The sequence below is a fragment of the Dictyoglomus sp. genome (genome assembly GCA_025060475.1).
Classification (GTDB): Bacteria; Dictyoglomota; Dictyoglomia; order Dictyoglomales; family Dictyoglomaceae; genus NZ13-RE01.
Map to the genome: position 1 here is coordinate 127,660 of JANXBZ010000001.1, position 19,241 is coordinate 146,900.

At 30.3% G+C, this 19,241-nt stretch carries 18 protein-coding genes; 9 read left to right on the forward strand and 9 right to left on the reverse strand.

All coding sequences use genetic code 11. From position 1 onward, the window contains the following. Positions 1-31 precede the first annotated feature (31 nt). From NZ841_00670 to NZ841_00690, 5 genes are all read left to right on the forward strand, one after another. On the forward strand, positions 32-499 hold the full coding sequence (locus NZ841_00670; GenBank protein MCS7201279.1) for a DUF192 domain-containing protein: 468 nt from the start codon (positions 32-34) through the stop codon (positions 497-499). Between the two features lie 71 nt (positions 500-570). After that, positions 571-1,614 (forward strand): N-acetyl-gamma-glutamyl-phosphate reductase, encoded by a 1,044-nt coding sequence (gene argC / locus NZ841_00675; GenBank protein MCS7201280.1) that lies wholly within the window; start codon positions 571-573, stop codon positions 1,612-1,614. A gap of 15 nt (positions 1,615-1,629) precedes the next feature. After that, entirely contained in the window at positions 1,630-2,823 is a 1,194-nt protein-coding gene (gene argJ / locus NZ841_00680; GenBank protein ID MCS7201281.1) for a bifunctional glutamate N-acetyltransferase/amino-acid acetyltransferase ArgJ, read from the forward strand. A gap of 11 nt (positions 2,824-2,834) precedes the next feature. Further along, positions 2,835-3,728 carry an acetylglutamate kinase gene (gene argB, locus NZ841_00685; protein MCS7201282.1) on the forward strand — a complete coding sequence of 298 codons (894 nt, stop codon included), beginning with the start codon at positions 2,835-2,837 and terminating at the stop codon, positions 3,726-3,728. Between the two features lie 13 nt (positions 3,729-3,741). Next, positions 3,742-4,932, forward strand: coding sequence for an acetylornithine transaminase (locus NZ841_00690; protein MCS7201283.1), 1,191 nt, complete (start codon positions 3,742-3,744; stop codon positions 4,930-4,932). On the opposite strand, the gene NZ841_00695 is transcribed toward NZ841_00690, so the two are convergent. From NZ841_00695 to NZ841_00705, 3 genes are read right to left on the reverse strand one after another with little or no spacing between them, the layout of a single operon-like run. Beyond that, on the reverse strand, positions 4,929-5,699 hold the full coding sequence (locus tag NZ841_00695; protein ID MCS7201284.1) for a S4 domain-containing protein: 771 nt from the start codon (positions 5,697-5,699) through the stop codon (positions 4,929-4,931). The genes NZ841_00690 and NZ841_00695 overlap by 4 nt on opposite strands. Before the next feature lie 3 nt (positions 5,700-5,702). Then, the gene (locus tag NZ841_00700) at positions 5,703-7,058 is read right to left on the reverse strand and encodes an MFS transporter (GenBank protein MCS7201285.1); all 1,356 of its coding nucleotides are present in this window, start codon (positions 7,056-7,058) and stop codon (positions 5,703-5,705) included. Between the two features lie 21 nt (positions 7,059-7,079). After that, the gene (locus NZ841_00705) at positions 7,080-7,871 is read right to left on the reverse strand and encodes a sugar phosphate isomerase/epimerase (protein ID MCS7201286.1); all 792 of its coding nucleotides are present in this window, start codon (positions 7,869-7,871) and stop codon (positions 7,080-7,082) included. 126 nt (positions 7,872-7,997) lie between these two features. Between NZ841_00705 and NZ841_00710 the strand changes: the two genes are divergently transcribed. From NZ841_00710 to NZ841_00720, 3 genes are read left to right on the forward strand one after another with little or no spacing between them, the layout of a single operon-like run. Beyond that, positions 7,998-8,183: a hypothetical protein gene (locus NZ841_00710; GenBank protein MCS7201287.1), complete on the forward strand. Its 186-nt coding sequence runs from the start codon at positions 7,998-8,000 to the stop codon at positions 8,181-8,183. 11 nt (positions 8,184-8,194) lie between these two features. Further along, positions 8,195-8,458, forward strand: coding sequence for a hypothetical protein (locus NZ841_00715; protein MCS7201288.1), 264 nt, complete (start codon positions 8,195-8,197; stop codon positions 8,456-8,458). 23 nt (positions 8,459-8,481) lie between these two features. Then, positions 8,482-9,477, forward strand: coding sequence for an NrpR regulatory domain-containing protein (locus NZ841_00720; GenBank protein ID MCS7201289.1), 996 nt, complete (start codon positions 8,482-8,484; stop codon positions 9,475-9,477). On the opposite strand, the gene NZ841_00725 is transcribed toward NZ841_00720, so the two are convergent. From NZ841_00725 to pheA, 6 genes are all read right to left on the reverse strand, one after another. Then, entirely contained in the window at positions 9,455-9,979 is a 525-nt protein-coding gene (locus NZ841_00725) for a biotin transporter BioY (GenBank protein MCS7201290.1), read from the reverse strand. The two genes, NZ841_00720 and NZ841_00725, sit on opposite strands and share 23 nt — an antisense overlap. 25 nt (positions 9,980-10,004) lie before the next feature. Then, positions 10,005-11,438 (reverse strand): argininosuccinate lyase, encoded by a 1,434-nt coding sequence (argH, locus tag NZ841_00730; GenBank protein ID MCS7201291.1) that lies wholly within the window; start codon positions 11,436-11,438, stop codon positions 10,005-10,007. Next, on the reverse strand, positions 11,389-14,577 hold the full coding sequence (gene carB, locus NZ841_00735; GenBank protein MCS7201292.1) for a carbamoyl-phosphate synthase (glutamine-hydrolyzing) large subunit: 3,189 nt from the start codon (positions 14,575-14,577) through the stop codon (positions 11,389-11,391). Before carB ends, argH begins: the two co-directional genes overlap by 50 nt. A gap of 20 nt (positions 14,578-14,597) precedes the next feature. Beyond that, entirely contained in the window at positions 14,598-15,674 is a 1,077-nt protein-coding gene (gene carA, locus NZ841_00740; protein ID MCS7201293.1) for a glutamine-hydrolyzing carbamoyl-phosphate synthase small subunit, read from the reverse strand. A 69-nt stretch (positions 15,675-15,743) separates the two neighbouring features. Next, the gene (locus NZ841_00745; protein MCS7201294.1) at positions 15,744-16,937 is read right to left on the reverse strand and encodes an argininosuccinate synthase; all 1,194 of its coding nucleotides are present in this window, start codon (positions 16,935-16,937) and stop codon (positions 15,744-15,746) included. A gap of 49 nt (positions 16,938-16,986) precedes the next feature. Then, a complete protein-coding gene (gene pheA / locus NZ841_00750; GenBank protein ID MCS7201295.1) occupies positions 16,987-18,066 on the reverse strand; it encodes a prephenate dehydratase in 1,080 nt (359 codons plus the stop codon). 207 nt (positions 18,067-18,273) lie between these two features. Between pheA and NZ841_00755 the strand changes: the two genes are divergently transcribed. Then, a complete protein-coding gene (locus tag NZ841_00755; protein MCS7201296.1) occupies positions 18,274-19,236 on the forward strand; it encodes an ABC transporter permease in 963 nt (320 codons plus the stop codon). Positions 19,237-19,241 lie beyond the last annotated feature (5 nt).

Below are 19,241 nucleotides of genomic sequence, written 5' to 3' on the forward strand. Positions count from 1 at the left end.
TATAACATTAAGATTTATAGAGGAGATTAACATGAAAAAAACGGTTATATTTATTCTTTTGTTTTATATTTTTATTATATTCATAGCTAAGGGAACAAATACTCCCCAAATTCCAAATTTTCCTAAAGGGATTCTAAAAATTTATCAGCAAAATAAAAGTTTAGAAATTCCAATCGAAATTGCAGATAGAGAAGAGCTCCATTCCTTTGGGTTAATGTTTAGAAGAAATATTCCTTGGAACTTTGGAATGCTTTTTGTCTTTAAAGAAGATGTAAACTATGGATTTTGGATGAAAAATACATATATTCCATTAGAAATAGCTTTTATTGATTCTAATAAAACTATATTTAATATCCAAAAGATGTATCCCTGCAATGAGAAGGAATGTAAGATTTACTACAGTCCTAAACCTTATAGATATGCCTTAGAAGTTAAGATGGGATTCTTTAAAAAGTTTGGTTTCAAAGAAGGGGCAAAAATAGAATATTGGAAAAAATAAATTGATTTTATCTATAATTAGGAGTAAAATTCTTAATTAATTTTCAACGTTGTTATAAGGTAAGTATAAGAATGAAAGTAAAAGTAAGTGTATTAGGATCAACAGGATATACTGGAGTAGAACTTGTTAGGATTTTAAAGTCTCATCCTAAGGTGGATATTATATTCTTGACTTCTCAAAGTTATGTTGGGAAGCCCTTTTCAGAGGTTTATCCTCATTTTTACGGATTATTAGATCACATTTGTGAAGAAGAAAAAACAGAAGAAATAGTAGAGAAATCTGATTGTATATTCACAGCTCTTCCCCATGGACATGCTATGAATATTGCAAAAGAGGCATTTGAAAAAGATAAAGTTATAATAGACTTAGGAGCGGATTTTAGAATAAAAGATCCCCAAATATATGAAGAATGGTATAAAATAGAACATACAGCAAAAGAATTATTACCTTATGCAGTTTATGGTCTCCCTGAAGTTTATAGAGATAAGATTAAAAAATCAAAAATTATTGCAAATCCTGGATGTTATCCTACAAGTATTGTTTTAGCTCTTTATCCTTTGCTAAAAGAAAACCTAATAGAAGAAGAAAATATAATCATAGACTCAAAATCTGGCGTATCTGGAGCAGGAAGATCTCTTTCCTTAAATACCCATTTCTGTGAAGTTAACGAAAATATAAAAGCCTATAATATTCTAAATCACCGCCATGTTCCTGAGATAGAACAAGAATTAAGTAATATTGCAAAAAAGGAGATAAAAATTTCTTTTACCCCCCATCTTATTCCAATTAATCGAGGAATCCTAAGTACTATTTATGGCAAATTAAAAAAGAAAGCTTCATATGAAGAGATTCTAGAGATATACAAAAGCTTTTACAAAAATGAAAGATTTATAAGAATTCTACCTAAAGAAATATTACCTAACACGAAAAATGTTTTAGGCACTAATTTTTGTGATATAGGTTTTGCAATAGACAAAAGAACAGATAGAATAATTATTGTTTCTGTTATAGATAATCTAATAAAAGGAGCTTCTGGACAGGCAGTACAAAATATGAACATAATATTTGGGTTTGAAGAAGATGAAGGTCTAAAAAATGTAAGTTTTTATCCGTAAAGGAGGAACAACTCTTTGGAAGAGATAAAACTTCCAATAGGATTTTTAGCAAGTGGTATCCATTGCGGAATAAAGGAAAAAAGTGAAAAAAGAGATTTTGGAATAGTTTTTTCTGAAATTCCAGGAAGTTGTGCGGGAGTTTTTACCAAAAACAAGGTAAAAGCAGTACCTGTAATAATAACAATGGAAAGAGTAAAAAATGGGATAGCTCAAGCAATAGTTGCAAACAGTGGAAGTGCTAACGCATGTACAGGAGAAAGAGGAATAAAAGATGCTTTATTAATCTCACAGAAAGTATCTAAGTTTTTAAATATTCCAGAAGAATATATATTACTTGCATCTACAGGAATAATTGGTAAACCTCTACCTATAGAAAAGATAGTTCCTAAAATTCCTCTTGCAATAGAGAACTTATCTTCTAAGGGAGGATTAGCTTTTCAAGAAGCTATAATGACTACAGATAAAAGACCTAAGTTTATTAATAAAACAATTTTTGTAGATAACAGAGAAATAACTTTTACAGGAATTGCTAAAGGTTCAGGAATGATACATCCCCAGCTTGCTACTATGCTTTCATTTATCCTTACAGATATATCAATTTCCTCTTTCCTTCTTGATAAAGCATTGAAGGAAGTTGTAGAGGAAACTTTTAATATGATTAGTGTAGATAGAGATACTAGCACTAATGATACTGTTTTAATTATTGCAAATGGAAAAGCTAAAAATAATGAGATTATAGATGAAAATGAAAATTATGAAATATTTAAAAATACATTAAAGGAAGTTTGTATCTATTTAGCAAAAGAAATTGCAAAAGATGGGGAAGGAGCAACAAAACTCATTGAAGTCGAGGTTATAAATGCATCAACAAAAGAATCTGCTAGAGCTCTTGCAAAATCTGTAGTATCGTCTAATTTAGTAAAGTGCGCTATATATGGACAAGATGCAAATTGGGGAAGAATTCTTTGTGCTCTTGGATATGCAGATTCTGACTTTGATCCATTTAAAGTGGATATTTATATTGGAGAGATTTTGATTGTAAAAAATGGAAACGGAATAGATTTTGAGGAAAAAGAAGTTTCAAATTTGTTATCAAGAAATTTTGTAAAAATAAAAATAGATTTAAAATCTGGCGATTATTGCGCTACTGCCTGGGGTTGTGATCTTACCGAAGAGTATATAAGGATAAATGCTAAATATAGAACATAGGAGAATGAAAAATGATTCCTGAAGATGTTAAGGAAAGAGCAAAAATTTTAATTACAGCGCTTCCATATATCAAAAAATTTTATGGAAAAATAGTAGTCATAAAATATGGTGGACATGCCATGATAAATAATGAACTTAAGAAAGCAATTCTTTCTGATATTGTGCTCATGAAATTTATTGGAATAAATCCCGTAATAGTCCATGGAGGAGGACCAGAAATAACAGATTTATCAAAAAAATTAGGATTAAAACCTGAATTTGTAGGAGGCTTAAGAGTAACAGATAAGGAAACTATGGAAATAGTTTCTATGGTTCTTGCAGGAAAAATTAATAAAGAAATTGTAAGTATAATAAATCAAATAGGTGGAAAGGCTTGCGGTATTTCAGGAATTGATGGTTTATTGTTTAATACTGTAAAAAAAATGGGAAGAATACTAAACTCCAAGGGGTCTATAGAGAATGTAGACTTAGGATATGTGGGAGAAATTAAAAATGTGAATCCTGAGATTGTTCTTCTTCTTATTAAAGAAGGTTACATACCTGTCATTGCACCATTAGGAATTGGAGAGGATGGAGAAATTTATAATATAAATGCAGATACAGCATCTGGAGAGTTGGCAGTTTCTTTGAAGGCTGAAAAACTTATTCTTTTAACAGATGTAGAAGGAGTTTTAAAGGACAAAGAAGATAGAAAATCTTTAATATCTTTAATAAGAATAGAAGAAGCAAAAAGACTAATTGAAGATGGAACTGTAGAAGGAGGAATGATACCAAAAATAGAATGTTGTATAAATGCAGTAAAAAGTGGTGTAACCTCTGCTCACATAATAGACGGAAGAGTTCCCCATTCATTACTCTTGGAAATATTTACCGACGAAGGAATTGGTACTATGATAGTTCCATAGAGGAGGAAAAGATATGAATACAAAAGAAATCATAGAACTTACTCAAAAATATGTGATGAACACCTATAACAGACTACCTATAGCAATTGTAAGAGGAAAAGGAGCAAAGGTTTGGGATGCTGAAGGTAATGAATATCTCGATTTTGTAGCAGGTATAGCAGTATGTTCCCTAGGACATTGTAATGACGAGCTTATATCTGCAATAATATCTCAAACCCAAAAGCTTATGCATATTTCAAATTTGTATTATATAGAACCACAAGGAGAACTTGCAAAAATTATAGTTGAGAACTCCTGTGGAGATAAAGTATTTTTCTGTAATAGTGGTGCTGAAGCCAATGAAGCTGCAATAAAACTTGCAAGGAAATATGGTAAACTTCATGGAGGAGAAGATAAGTACGAGATAATATCCGCCTATAGGTCTTTTCATGGAAGAACTTTAGCTACCATTACAGCCACAGGTCAACCGAAGTATCAAAGGGGTTTTGAACCTCTTCCTCAAGGATTTAAATATATTACTTTTAATGACATTTCTGCTCTCTATGAAAATATAAATGAAAAAACATGTGCTGTAATACTAGAACCTATTCAAGGAGAAGGAGGAATATATGTAGCAGAAAAGGAATTTTTAAGAACTGCAAGGGAACTTTGTGATAAATATAATGCTCTTTTAATTTTTGATGAAGTACAATGCGGAATCGGAAGAACAGGAAAGTTCTTAGCTTATCAACATTTCGATATTGAACCTGATATTATTACCTTAGCAAAAGCCTTAGGAGGAGGTTTTCCTATTGGTGCTATGGTTGCAAATAAAAAATGTTCTAACACATTTTCTCCTGGAGATCATGCATCCACCTTTGGAGGGAATCCATTAGCCTGTTCTGCAGGAATTGCAACCCTAAATTATATCTTCAAAAATGGAATTCTTGAACATGTGGAAAGTATTGGAAACTATCTTAAAGAAAAATTAATAGAACTTACTAATAAATTTACATTTATAAAAGAAGTAAGAGGCTTAGGTCTCATGTTAGGAATGGAGCTTTCTATTGATGGAAGAAAAATTGTAGAAAGATGCCAAAGAAATGGATTATTAATAAATTGTGTAGGAGAAAATATATTAAGATTTTTACCTCCTTTAATAATTACTAAACTTGAAGTAGACGAAGCAATAAGAATTCTTGAAAAAGTATTTAGTGAGATTTAGTATTTTTCAATTTCAATTTGGAATTTCCCTTTGCTAGTTTTTTTTAAAGTTCTTATCTTAAAATATCCCAAATTTTTAACAGAAACTAAATCTTGCTCTTTTATTTCATAGTAAGGATAAGTAACATTTTTATTATTTACTGTAACCGCACCATTTTTTATAATTTCTTGCACCCGAGTACGTGAAATATTAAAAGCAAAACTCACTATTGCATCAAGCCTCAAAGAAGCCTCTACAGTTTTTAAAATCTTCACACTCTTTTTTGGAATCAAATTATTTAAAGATAAAAAATAAAATTCTATATTTAAATCTCTTAAAACATTCTCTAAATTTTTCTCAATTTCCTTTTCACATATAAATTGTATTTTACTTTCTAAAATCCAAATATCTCCTAGTTTTTTTTCATCAATTCCTTTTTGAGTTAAATTTTTCTTTATATAAAATGGAGAAATTTTTTCTTTTGATATGAGCTCTATACCTAAGAAATATTTTTCTAAATCAATATAATCTAACAAGTCTTTATTGTCTGTTATAAAACCTCTTTTCCTCTCACAAAGAGGAATTCCTCCTTCTAATCTAACAAATAAATTTTTAAATAAATAGCTTACCTCCTGAAAATAATGTTGTTCATATGGATTAAGGAAGTCTGTCACAAATAATCCTCCTTTATAACTCACTTTCTGGAAAACCAAGTAAAGATCTTGTATGAACTTTTTCATTTCTTCTTCATAAGCGTTTCGAAGAATTTCATTGATACCTTTCATCATGGACTAATTTTCTCCCTTCTTTACTTTCTTTATAACGTCATTTTTTAATTCTTTTAAAGAATAAGCTCTATCTTCTTCTACTTTAGTTAAAAATCTCGATGAAATAAATCTCAATATTCCTGAAAATATAAAAATGTAATGATATTCAACGAGAGATATATTAAAATTATTCTTTAAATAAAGATTTATTAAAGGAGAAATATTTTCTATTATAAATCCTCCGAGAACATATGCTAAGGCAATACCTAAACTAGACACAAATAAATTTAATACAGCTATGTAAAAAGATCTGTGTTCATCAGGCGAAAGATTCAAAGCTAAATTGTTATAACCTAAATCCACTGCAGGCCAAAAAATTCCTGCTAATATTTGAATTAGAATTACAATAAATAACCAATTATTAGGCGATGTAAAACACCAAAAAAAAGGTAAAAAAGATATTACAGTAATCGAAACTAAGAGAACAGGTTTATTGCCAAACTTATCTATGATCTTCCCCCATATTCTAACAAAAAAAATTATAGTTATATTATTAATCAATTGAACATATAAAGCTATATCAAAAAAACTCATTTTTAAATACTTTATCATGTAAATATTAAAGAATGGACCAGCAATATTTAATGAAAACTGAAAAATTACTGCAAAAATTAAAAACTTTGAGAATTTAGGATGAGTTAGAACCCTTTTAAACATTGAAGTTAATTTTTCCTTAAACTCAAAATTACCCCTCATTGGAGGATCATAAACCTTAAAAAAACAAGCAATATCAAGAATACCTAAAATTGTTGAAAACACAAATACTATTGAAAAACCTATAATTCCAGGAATTGTATCCAAAAACTTTCCGATAATTAATCCACTAACAAAAGAAGATATCGTTGCCAACATACTTCTCTGACTAAAAAATCTTCCTCTAATCTCTAAGGGAACTAAATCCCCCATCCATGACATAAAGGAAACATTGAGAAAAGCTCCTCCTAGAGCACTCAGAATAAGAAAGAAAACAATAAAATAAAAAAGAATAACTCTATTAGAAATAATCAAAGGTAATATAGCAATAAAAAACCAGGGAACTCTATTAAGAAAACCACTAATAAGAAAAATTAGTTTTCTTTTTTTTGTCCTTTCCAAGACCATTGAAGCATAAAGTTGAATAGCTCCTCCTAAAACGGGTAAAGCTAACATTATGGCATAAAGTAAATCTCCAAAACCAAGTTCCTTTGCAAAACCTGCAATTGGTGTACCAACAGTGGTATTAAAGAATACAATTCCAAAGCATACACCTAATATTACAAAATTAAGGCTTTTTCTTAAAGACTCATCTTCAACAAAATCAGAAGATAAAATCTTCTTCATAAGATAAAATTATAACATAGATTAAAAAACAAAAGATAGGATATTCTTTGTTTTCATAAACAATATTTTAGAAAATTCTCTTGGGTCTAATTTTTCATATTCTAATCTCCTTATCTCAGGAACTATAAAATTATTAAATCCATTCTCTTTAAGCTGAAGTAAAAGATTTGTTAGAGGAATTACTCCATCGCCAGGAAGAATTTGATTAGACTCTTTTAAGTAGTATCGTGGTATATTTTCAGCATCTTTCAAATGTACAAACATAATTTTCGATAAATCTTTATCTTTAAAGACATCCATTTCCTCGTTAGAAATATAAAAATGGAAAGTATCAAGAAGAAAAGTTAAACTATGAACTTCTCTAAGAATTTTCCAGGCTTTTCCAAAGGTATTTATCAAAGAAAATGCATCTATTCTAAGAGTTAAAGTAATATTATTGGGTAAAATAGATAATAGCTTTTTTAAATTTTGAGAAAAAGCAGAAGACGCAATATTAAAACTTAGCCATTCAGGCTTTCTCCCAGGATTTATCAATAAAAAGGGTATATCCAATTTTAAACTTAGATCTATAAGTTCTCTCCATTTATATTCATTAAAGGATTCAACATCCAATCTAATATTATGATTTATCAAAACAGGCTTTAAAGAATTTTCCTCCAAAATCCTTTTTAATTCATCAATAGTCTTTTCCTTTAAAAATATTTTGATTTTTTCCTCATCTAATTCTATAAATCTACAAAATTCTTTAGATATTAAAACTTCTTCCTCTAAGGGTAGATTTAAAAAAGTATAACTACTCCAAACTAATTCCATGACTTTATCCTCCTAAAAAGAAGAATTATCAATTAAATTTTAACACAAACTTGCTTGAAAAAATAAACTATGCTAAACTTATCGGGTAAAATATATAAAGATATAAAGGAGGTAGAATCGAAAAAAATGAGAAAGCCAGAAGAGATTAGACAATTAATTCAAGAATTAAGCGATTACAGACATTCTAAATTGTTAGATAGTTTTGGTCCTGAATTTATAAGAAGAGAAGTGGCTCAAAAAATGATATATATCCTTCGCTGGGTATTAGAAGATTCTTCAGTTAATATAAATTTAAGAAGGGAAAGAGAATAAAGGAGGTAGCCTTGCCAAAGTATTCAGGAAATAAATTTGATTGGGAAGAAAAGTTAATTTCTCTTTATTATACTGCTTTAGAAAATTATATTGATAAGATTACTCTGTCTCCAAAATTAAAGGAAGAATTAGGCGAAGAATTTGAAGAGGATGATTTCTTAATTTTAGCAGAATTTCTAGCATCTTTAACGAAAATGTTTTTACATCAACAAGGATGGCTATATCATGACGAGGAAGACTGGATTTTTCCATTTCCTTCTCCTTATATTCACTGAAGGCTGTAACTTTTGGAAAACTGATGAATAAGGATATAGAAAGAAAAGTAATAGCAATACTAGAAATTCTTAATTCTTCTCATGAACCCGTAGGTGCAACCTACATTTCCAATAAATTATTGGAAAAGGGAATTAATCTTTCGGAAAGAGGAGTTCGTTATCATTTAAGAATAATGGACGAAAGAGGATTAACAAAAGTGATAGGAAAAGAAGGAAGAGTAATCACCAATAAAGGAAGAGAAGAGTTAAATAATGCCTTAGTAGCAGATAAAATTGGATTCATAATAAGTAAAATATCAAGTTTAGCTTTTCGAACCTCTCTAAACATAGATACAGGGAAGGGGGATGTTATATTAAATATCTCCTACATTCCTCGAGGTAAATTAAAAAAAGCATTAAATATAATGAAAGAAGTGTTCAATAAAGGATACGGAATAAGTGATAGAATTATAGTCTTTGAAAAAGAAGATGAAGAAATATTTCCAGGAATTATTGTCCCCGAAAAAGAAGTAATTATCGGAACAGTTTGTAGTGTAACTATTCATGGAATTTTAATTAAACAAGGAATTCCTGTAGAAGCAAAATTCGCAGGTATATTAGAAATTAAGGATAGAAATCCTACAAGATTTCTAGAGATAATAACCTATGAAGGAACAACCTTAGATCCTTTAGAAATTTTTATTAGAAGTAAAATGACCTCTATCTTGTCTGCAGTTAAAAATGGGAGTGGAAAAATTTTAGCAACACTAAGAGAAATTCCCTCTATTGCCCTTAGTAAAGTTGAAGAAGTATTAAAAGAAATTAGAAAAATAGGATTTCAAGGAAATATATTGTTAGGAAGACCAAACCAAGAGATATTAGGAATTCCTGTTGCTTCTGAAAAAGTTGGTTTAGTTATTGCTGGAGGCTTAAATCCTTTAGCTGCAGTGGAGGAAGCAGGAATCGAAGCTAGAAACAAAGCTATGGGAATTTTATATGAATATTCAAAACTTATTCCTATAAAAGAGTTTCTATCTTAAATTTAGTTAAATACTTGGAAATAATAATAGCTAAAATTCCTTTTATCAGATCAAAAGGAATAAAGGGAAAAACTCCTAGGGATAATGCTTTTGAATAATTAATTTTTAAGGAATACATTAGCCAAATACTTCCTAAAAGATAAATAATCAGTAATCCCAAAACTATTCCTAAAATTTTCATTTTCTCTCCTTTTTTGGAAATAAAGGAAATAATAGGACTAGCAATTAAAAAACCCCATAAATAACCTCCTGTCGGCCCAAAAAGAACATTTATCCCTCCCTTTCCTCCCGCAAAAACAGGAAAGCCAATCATTCCCAAGACAAGATAACCTAAGATAATAAAAAAGCTTTCTTTAGGATTGAATAATAAACCTATAATGAAAAGGAAAAAAACTTGTAAAGTAAAAGGTACTCTAGTAAAAGGAAGATTTATACTTAGATAACTTCCTATGATCATAAATACAATACCCATTGCACATAGAGAAATTTTTCTTGCATTCATATTATAAAATCCCTCCTTTTAAAGATTATAGATTTATTAATTTCTCTAGAGTAGGAAGAGAATTTTTCTTGCTATTCCATTGAAACTTTTGCTCTTTTATATAACCAAATTTTTTATCTATAAGTTCTTTATTAAATAAAGGATTAGGACTTCCTAAGGTTTTTTTAGAATTTATACTCTTCTCAGGAGAGAAAATCTCCAAAATATCATCAGCAAATAAAGAAGAAAACTTCTTCCATTCTTCTAATGTTAGATTTTCTAAATTTTTTCCCATTTCTTCGCAATATTTTACAATTTCTCCAACTATTTTATGAGCTTCTCTAAAAGGAATTCCTTTCATAACTAGATACTCTGCAATATCAGTAGAGAAGAGAAGGGAATTTTTTGCTAATTCATGCATTCTTTCTTTTTTAAACTTTAATTTTGGTAAAAATCCTATCCAAACCCTAAGAGTTAATTTTAATTGATCAATAGCATCAAAAACTGGTTCTTTATCCTCTTGTAAATCTTTGTTATAACTTAAAGGTATACCCTTAAGAATTGCCATTATTTTAAATAAATCACCCAAAATCCTTCCTGCTTTTCCTCTTGTTTGTTCTGCTAAGTCTGGATTTCTTTTGTGAGGCATCATACTACTTCCTGTAGAATATTCCTCAGGTAAATCAACAAAAGAAAATTCCTTTGTTGCCCACAAAATAATTTCCTCAGAAAGTCTAGAAAGATGTAAAAAGGTTGTAGTAATAAAAAACAAAAATTCCATTACAAAATCTCTATCTGATACCGCATCAAGACTATTTTCAGCAATCTTTGAGAATCCAAGAAGTTTAGCAGTAAATTCTCTATCTAGAGGAATATTACTTCCTGCTAGAGCTCCACATCCTAGAGGTAATACATCTATTCTTTTATAACAATCTTCAAGTCTTTCTAAATCTCTTTGAAACATTTCGTAATATGCTAAGAAGTAGTGCCCTAAAGTAACAGGTTGAGCATGTTGAAGATGAGTATATCCAGGCATTGGAGTACTAACATATGATTCAGAAAGTTTTAACAGTTCAGCCATTAAAGAAATAAGCAAATCTGCAATTTCACAAGCTTCCTTTTTTAAATATAGTTTTAAATCTAGAACTATTTGGTCGTTTCTACTTCTTCCTGTATGAATTTTTTTTCCAAAGTCTCCAGCAATTTTAGTAAGATTTTCTTCTATAAAAGTATGAATATCTTCTGCTCCTTGAATTATATCTAAATCATTTGAAATTTGTCTTTCCAATTCTAAAATACCATCTTTTATTACTTTCCATTCTTCTTCCTTAATTATTCCTATTTTTTTTAAAGTCAATAAATGAGCACAAGTTCCCACAAGATCCTCTTTCCATAATCTTTTGTCAAAAGATAAAGAGAAAGAAAATTCTTCAAAAGTTTTGTCTAAGGGCTGTTTCCATCGATTTCCCCACAAGGACATCTTTTTGCTCCTCAAAATAATCTTGTAAAGCTCTATAATCTATCTCTTCATCTATGTTCATTAACATTTTTATAATTGCATTAAAAGTATCCTCTGAAACAATACAAGATATTCCAAGATCATAACATGCCCTTCTCCATGCTTTATCATTTTTACCAATGCTAACTACGAGATCAAATTTTTTCTTAGTCAATGTAAAAATTTCATCTTTTTCAATATTCAAAGGTAGAAAAATATTACTTTCAGATTTATCTATAGAGTAAAGCTCAAAATTTCTTTTTAATAGATAATCCCAAGGAGCATCAAAATAAGTAGTAATCAAAATTTTACCGTTATATAATGGAATTTTTATTCCGCTAGCAAGCAATGCCTTATATAAGGCCTTTTCCCAAGTATAGTCTATTCCCATTACCTCACCTGTAGATCTCATCTCTGGACCTAGCTCTACTTCTGCAGACTTTATCTTAGTAAAAGAGAAAACTGGCGCTTTAACCGCAAAATGCTTAGGCATAGGATATACTTCACTTTCTATTCCAAAATCTTTAAGTTTATATCCAAGAGAAATTTTAGTAGCCCATTTTACTAAGGGTAATTTTAAAGCTTTGCTTAAAAAGGGCACTGTTCTTGATGCTCTTGGATTTGCCTCAAGTACAAAAACGTTCTCATTTTTATCAATTACAAACTGAATATTTAAAAGACCTCTAACTTTTAAAGCTAATGCTATCTTTTTTGAATATTCTATAATCTTTTCTTGGGTTTTAAAAGATAAGGAATATGGAGGATAAACAGCAATACTATCTCCCGAGTGAATTCCAGCCCTTTCGATATGTTCCATAATTCCAGGAATAAAAACATCTTCTCCATCACAAAGAAGGTCTACTTCTGCTTCCTTTCCCAATACAAATTGGTCCATCCAAAGAGGCAATATTAAATCTCGTCTTTTGAAATAATTTTCCAATTCTTCAATATTATCTATTATATGCATTGCTCTTCCACCTAATACGTAGGATGGTCTTAAAAGCACAGGAAAACCAATGTCTTTTACGACCTCTTTTGCTTCAATAAAACTTCTAACATAAAAACCTTTAGGTCTTGGTATTTTTAATTTTTGAAGAACCCTGTCAAATTTTTCTCTGTCTTCTGCAAGATCGATACTTTCTTGAGATGTCCCTAATAGATAGAAACCTCTCTTTACTAAGGTCTTTGATAGGTTTATAGCAGTCTGCCCCCCAAACTGAGAAAGAAAACCTAAAGGTTCTTCTTCTTCCATAACATTTGTAACATCTTCTGAGGTTAAAGGTTCAAAGTAAAGCCTATCAGATACATCAAAATCTGTACTAAGAGTCTCTGGATTATTATTTATCATAACTGAAACAAGGCCTTCCTCTTTTATGGATTTTACTGCCTGAACAGTACAATAATCAAATTCTATTCCTTGTCCAATTCTTATAGGTCCGCTACCTAAGACTACTACCGACCTCTGAGGATTTTTAACAACTTCATTTTCTTCTTCATACGTAGAATAATAATAAGGAGTTTGAGCAGAGAATTCAGCAGCACAAGTATCAACTATTTTATAAACAGGAAATATCTTATGAATCTTTCTATATTGGAATATTTCTTCTTTTGAAGCATTAAGAATGCATGAAAGATCATAATCTCCTAATCCTAAACTTTTTAAAAATTTTAATTCTTTTGGGGTGATTTCTGAAAGAGATTTACCTTTATATTTTAAAGATAATGCAATCAAATTATATATCTTGCTTAAGAAAAAGGGATCAATTTTCGTAAGTTCATAAACTTCTTCCACAGTAAATCCTCTTTTAAAACCTTCAGCTATAAGAAAAAGTCTTCTATCATCCGCTTTTTTCAAATAATATTTTATTTCTTCATTGGAAAGATAGGAAAATTTATCAAAAAATAAGCCTAATTCTAAATCCAAAGAACGTATAGCTTTCAGTAAGGCCTCTTCAAAAGTTCTTCCTAAAGCCATTACTTCTCCTGTTGCTTGCATTTGGGTGCCAAGACTTCTATCTTCTACTTTAAATTTTTCAAAACCCCAGCGCGGAATTTTTACTACTACATAATCAAGAGCCGGCTCAAAAGCTGCATAGGTTTCTTTAGTAACAGGATTTTTGATTTCATCTAAAGTCAACCCTATGGCAATCTTTGCAGTAAGCCTTGCAATAGGAAAACCTGTAGCCTTAGAAGCTAGGGCACTAGATCTACTTACTCTTGGATTTACTTCAATAACATAGTACTCTAAATTTTTAGGATTTAAAGCAAATTGAATATTACATCCACCTTCAACTTTTAAACCTGATATAATTTTCAAAGATGCAGTTCTTAACATTTGATATTCACAATCATTTAGAGTTTGAGTAGGAGCCACAACAATACTATCTCCTGTATGAATTCCCATTGGATCAAAGTTTTCCATACTACAAATAGTTATAACATTTCCTTTAGAATCTCTCATTACTTCAAACTCTATCTCTTTCCAACCTACAACACTCTTCTCTAAAAGAGCTTGCTTTACAGGGCTAAGACTCAAACTTCTCAATAAAGCTTTTTCAAAATCCTCAATTTTTTCAACAATTCCTCCCCCTGTACCACCTAGAGTATATGCTGGTCTTATAACTAAAGGAAATCCAATCTCATCTATAGCATTTATCCCTTCTTCTAAATTATGAACAATCACACTTTTTAAAACAGGTTCTCCAATTTCCTCCATCTTTTTCTTGAATAATTCCCTATCTTCTGCAAAATTAATAGATTCTAATGATGCACCTAAGAGAGGAATTCCTAGTCTATCTAAGACTCCTGCAGATGCAAGTTCCATAGCTAAGTTTAAGCCTGTTTGCCCCCCCAACGTAGCGATTATTCCATCAGGTCTTTCTTTTTCTAAGATTCTTTCTACAACTTCTGGGATTAAAGGTTCTAGATATATTCTATCTGCCATTTCCCAATCAGTCATTATCGTGGCTGGATTCGAGTTTATCAAAACTATTTCAATTCCTTCTTCCTTTAATGCTTTACAAGCTTGAGTACCAGAATAATCAAATTCTGCTGCTTGTCCTATTATTATAGGACCTGAACCTATAACTAAAACCTTATTAATATTTTTTTTCTTAGGCACACTTCCACCCTCTTATCTTTTTAATTTAATAAACTATTAAACTCCTCAAAGATAAATTTAGTATCCTGAGGACCTGGAGAAGCCTCAGGATGAAACTGAACTGCTAATAGAGGAAGACTATTATGCTTTATGCCTTCTAAAGTTCCATCATTTAAGTTATAAAACCATACTTCAAATCCAGAAGGTAATGTGTCTTCTCTTACTGCATAACTATGATTTTGAGAAGTTATATAAACTTTTCCTGTTTCTATATCCTTTACAGGATGATTTGCCCCTCTATGTCCAAATTTAAGTTTATAAGTTCTTGCACCAACACTTAATGCTAATAATTGAATTCCAAGACATATTCCTAATATAGGTTTTTCTAAAGCAAGGATTTTCCTAATAGTCTCTTGAGTATATGGAACATTTGTGGGATCTCCTGGTCCATTAGATAGAACTATTCCATTAGGATTAAAATTTTTTATATCCTCAAAAGAGCTCCATGCAGGAAATATTTTTATTCTATAATTATATCTCAGAAGTTCTCTTATTATTCCCCTCTTTACTCCAAAATCTAAGAGAGCAATTCTCTTTTCTCCCTGAGGATTAAGTTCATAAGGAACAGAAGTTGTAACTTTTCTTACTAAATCTAAATAATTAAAATCAAGTCTTTCTAATTTTTTAGCAAGAACAAAAGGATCTTTTTCAATTGTTGAAATAATTGCTTTCATTGTTCCAAATTTTCTTATTTCTTTTACAATCTTTCTTGTATCAACTTTATGAATAGCAACGATATTTTGCTCACAAAAAAATTCTTTTAAAGATAAAGGACTATCCCAGTGAAACTTATAATCATTAAACTCTCTTGCTACAACTCCTTTACAAAAGATTTTTTCATTTTCTAGTCTTTTAACATCAATTCCATAATTTCCAATTAGAGGATAAGAAAAAACAATTATTTGATTTGCATAAGAAGGATCAGTAATAACCTGAGGATAACCAACCATACTTGTATTAAAAACAATTTCCCCATAACTTTCCCCATCGGCACCAAAACTTTCTCCAATGAAACTATGTCCTGTCTCTAAGACTAATATACCCTCCGTTTTTTTCATCTTTTTAATCTCCCTTAAAATCCATTTTATTCCTAAGGATTATATACTAAAAACTAAATTTTATCAAAATCAAAAATTATTTTTATTTCCTTTTTTAGCATATAAATAAGAAGGTAATCCAAAGATTTTAATAAACCCTTCCGCAGACTCTTTAGAAAAAGTACTTTTCTTATCATAAGTCGCTAAATCATAATCATACAAAGAGTAGGGAGAATACTTTCCAACAATTGAAAAAGCCCCATAGCCAAATTTAACTCTAACTTTTCCTGTGACTCTCTCTTGAGTTTTTTCAATAAAACTTTGTAGAGCTTCCCTTAAAGGATCAAACCATAATCCGTAATAAATAATTTGAGAATATTTCTCTTCGACTATTCTCTTAAAGTGTGATAATTCTCTATGATGAACTAAGCTCTCTATCGCAGAATGAGCTTTAATTAGAACAAGAGCAGCTGGAACTTCATAAATTTCTCTTGTTTTTATTCCTACTAACCTATTCTCGATATGATCAACTCTTCCTATCCCATATTCTCCTGCAATTTTATTAAGATTTTCTATTATTTTCAAAGGAGACATTCTTTCCCCATCTAATTCCACAGGAATTCCTTTTTCAAAGGATATTTCGATATATCTTACAGGAAGATTTGGTTTTATTTTTGTCCATTGAAAAATATCTTCTGGAGGTTCTAACCATGGATCTTCAAGAATTCCTCCTTCAATACTTCTTCCCCAAAGATTTTCATCTATGCTGTAAGGATTTTCTTTTGATACAGAAACAGGTATATTATTTTCTTTTGCATATTCTATCTCTTCTTCTCTAGTAAAATTCCACTCTCTTACTGGAGCTATAACCTCAAGATCAGGTGCTAGAGATTTCACAGCAATATCAAATCTTACTTGATCATTTCCTTTTCCCGTACAACCGTGGGCTACATATCTAGCATTATTTTCTCTTGCTACTTTTACTAAATATTTTGCAATTAAAGGTCTAGAGAGAGCAGTTGATAATGGGTAAACTCCTTCATAAAGAGCATTTGCTTTTAAAGCAGGAAGAACATATTCTTCTACAAATTCTTCCTTTAAATCCCATACATATGCCTTTTCAACCCCTAATTTCTCTGCTTTTTCTTTAACTTCATTAAGATCTATTTTTTGTCCTATATCTATTGTTAAAGTTATAACCTTTAGATTGTATTTCTGGCCTAACCATTTTATAGCTACAGATGTGTCTAAACCTCCCGAATAAGCTAAAACAACCTTCTCCATATTTTCTTTTATTTTCCTCCTTATAGACTAATTTTTAAAAATTATAAACTCAGAAATCATTTTCTGCTTCAGGATAAGAACCTAAAATTTTGAAAGAGAGACATTCTTCTTTCAATAATTCTAAAGCTCTTTTAACTCTATCTTCTTCCTGATGTCCTTGAAAATCTACGAAAAATAAATATTGAAAAGGAGAAGACTTTACTGGTCTTGACTGAATCAAGGTCATATTGATATTAAAATCATAAAGAGGCTTTAAAGCCTTAAATAAAGCTCCTGCCTGATGTTTAACAGTAAAAATAATAGAAGTTTTGTCTTTACCAGAAGGCTTCAATTTTTCTCTTCCTAAAACCAGAAAACGTGTCCTATTATACCAATTATCTTGAATATTTCTTGCCAATATCTTCAAACCAAAAATCTCACTAGCTAAAGAACTTGCTATTGCTGCACCTTTAGGATCTTCCTTCGCTAAAGAAGCACCGTAAGTAGTGCTACTTGTTGAAATTTCTTTAGCTCTTGGAAGATTCTCTTTTAACCATTTTCTACACTGAGACAAGGCTTGAGGATGAGAATATACTCTCTCAATTTCATCTAGAGAATCTTGTAAAGATAAAAGACAATGCTGTATAGGTAAATATATTTCACCAATTACTTTAAGAGTTGTTTCTACTAAAAGATCCATAGTAGTACCTACAGTGCCTTCTAAAGAATTCTCTATAGGCACAACCCCATAATCAATTTCATTGTTTTCCATGGATTGAAATATATTTTCTACTGATGGAAGGGGAATAAATCTTGAGCCTTTACCAAAAAATTTTATAGCAGCTTGATGAGTAAAGGTTCCCTCGGGCCCTAAAAAACCGATTTTAATTTCCTTTTCTAAATCTCTTATATGACTAATTATATCTTTGAAAATCTCTTCTATGGCAAAATAAGAAAGGGGTCCATTGTTTAATTTCTTTAATTTCTCGAGAATTTCTTTCTCTCTTAAAGGATCAAAGGGGAGTAAATTATTCTCTTTTTTAAGCTCACCAATTTTTAAGGCTAAATTTGCTCTTTTATTTATAAGTTCCAATATTTTTTTATCAATCTCATCTATTTCTTCTCGTAATTTTTCCAATTCATCTTTCATAATTTTCCCCCATAAATTTTTCATAAATTTTAAAGAAGAATTTTTAAAAAAGCAAGAGTATAAAAGTAAAAAGTATAGAAAGTATTGGTAATAAAGCTCAGGATTAACAAAACTCTTATCTCAAATTTCTTTTTTAGATTTACATGAATGATTTTTTGTTATATTATAATTAAAGGTATCTAAAAATCAGTTGCGCAAAAGAAGGGGATGATGAAAATTAAAAACTCAAGAGTTTTAAGACGAAGTATTTACTTTCGAGAATTAAACATACTCATCGCTCTTATAATTTTAAGTACAGTAATAACTATAATCAATCCAAGGTTTTTAAGCTCCTTTAATCTCCAGATAATTGCAAGACAGATAGCAATCTTCGGATTATTAGCCATCGGCGAAACTCTCGTTATTATTGGAGGAGGAATTGATTTATCTGTAGGCTCTCTTGTAGCTTTAACAGGAGTACTTGTAGCTTTATTCATGAAAAATGGATTAGGTGTAACAACTTCTATATTAATAGTACTAATACTTTCTTCCCTTATTGGGCTTTGGCATGGCCTATTTGTAACTAAACTTAAAGTTCCTCCCTTTATAATCACTCTTGGCACTTTAACCGCTGCGAGAGGATTAGCATCAGTAATTACAAAAGGATGGCCAATAATTGGTCTACCTGAGAAATTTTTCTTTATTGGACAAGGAGATATCTTAGGAATACCTTTCCCTCTAATTATCCTTATTTTCTTCGCATCTATAGCCTTTTTTATTACAAAATATAGTGTCTTAGGAAGACAACTCTACGCAACAGGCGGAAATATCGAAGCAGCAAGATTATCAGGTATTGATGTAGACAAAAGAAGAATATTCACCTATGTTTCCAGTTCATTTTTAGCAGGGATAACTGGAATAATAATAGCCTCAAGACTAAGTCAAGGACAAGCAGGAGTAGGAGGAGGATATGAGTTAAGTGCTATTGCTGCTGCAGTAATTGGAGGAACTTCTCTTTCAGGAGGCGAAGGAACAATACTAGGAACTCTAATTGGAGCTGCAATTATGAGTGTTATATATAATGGACTAATTCTTTTAGAAATATCCTCTTATTGGCATGATGTAGTCATGGGTTTAGTAATAGTTACTGCTGTGACTTTAGATATATGGAGAAAGAGAAGAAGAGTTTAAAAGGA

Coding starts and splice junctions, on each gene's coding strand:
- NZ841_00670 (MCS7201279.1), top strand. CDS start 32: ATGAAAAAAACGGTTATATTTATTCTTTTGTTTTATATTTTTATTATA.
- argC (MCS7201280.1), top strand. CDS start 571: ATGAAAGTAAAAGTAAGTGTATTAGGATCAACAGGATATACTGGAGTA.
- argB (MCS7201282.1), top strand. CDS start 2,835: ATGATTCCTGAAGATGTTAAGGAAAGAGCAAAAATTTTAATTACAGCG.
- NZ841_00690 (MCS7201283.1), top strand. CDS start 3,742: ATGAATACAAAAGAAATCATAGAACTTACTCAAAAATATGTGATGAAC.
- NZ841_00695 (MCS7201284.1), bottom strand. CDS start 5,699: ATGATGAAAGGTATCAATGAAATTCTTCGAAACGCTTATGAAGAAGAA.
- NZ841_00700 (MCS7201285.1), bottom strand. CDS start 7,058: ATGAAGAAGATTTTATCTTCTGATTTTGTTGAAGATGAGTCTTTAAGA.
- NZ841_00705 (MCS7201286.1), bottom strand. CDS start 7,871: ATGGAATTAGTTTGGAGTAGTTATACTTTTTTAAATCTACCCTTAGAG.
- NZ841_00710 (MCS7201287.1), top strand. CDS start 7,998: ATGAGAAAGCCAGAAGAGATTAGACAATTAATTCAAGAATTAAGCGAT.
- NZ841_00720 (MCS7201289.1), top strand. CDS start 8,482: ATGAATAAGGATATAGAAAGAAAAGTAATAGCAATACTAGAAATTCTT.
- NZ841_00725 (MCS7201290.1), bottom strand. CDS start 9,979: ATGAATGCAAGAAAAATTTCTCTATGTGCAATGGGTATTGTATTTATG.
- argH (MCS7201291.1), bottom strand. CDS start 11,438: ATGTCCTTGTGGGGAAATCGATGGAAACAGCCCTTAGACAAAACTTTT.
- carA (MCS7201293.1), bottom strand. CDS start 15,674: ATGAAAAAAACGGAGGGTATATTAGTCTTAGAGACAGGACATAGTTTC.
- NZ841_00745 (MCS7201294.1), bottom strand. CDS start 16,937: ATGGAGAAGGTTGTTTTAGCTTATTCGGGAGGTTTAGACACATCTGTA.
- pheA (MCS7201295.1), bottom strand. CDS start 18,066: ATGAAAGATGAATTGGAAAAATTACGAGAAGAAATAGATGAGATTGAT.
- NZ841_00755 (MCS7201296.1), top strand. CDS start 18,274: ATGATGAAAATTAAAAACTCAAGAGTTTTAAGACGAAGTATTTACTTT.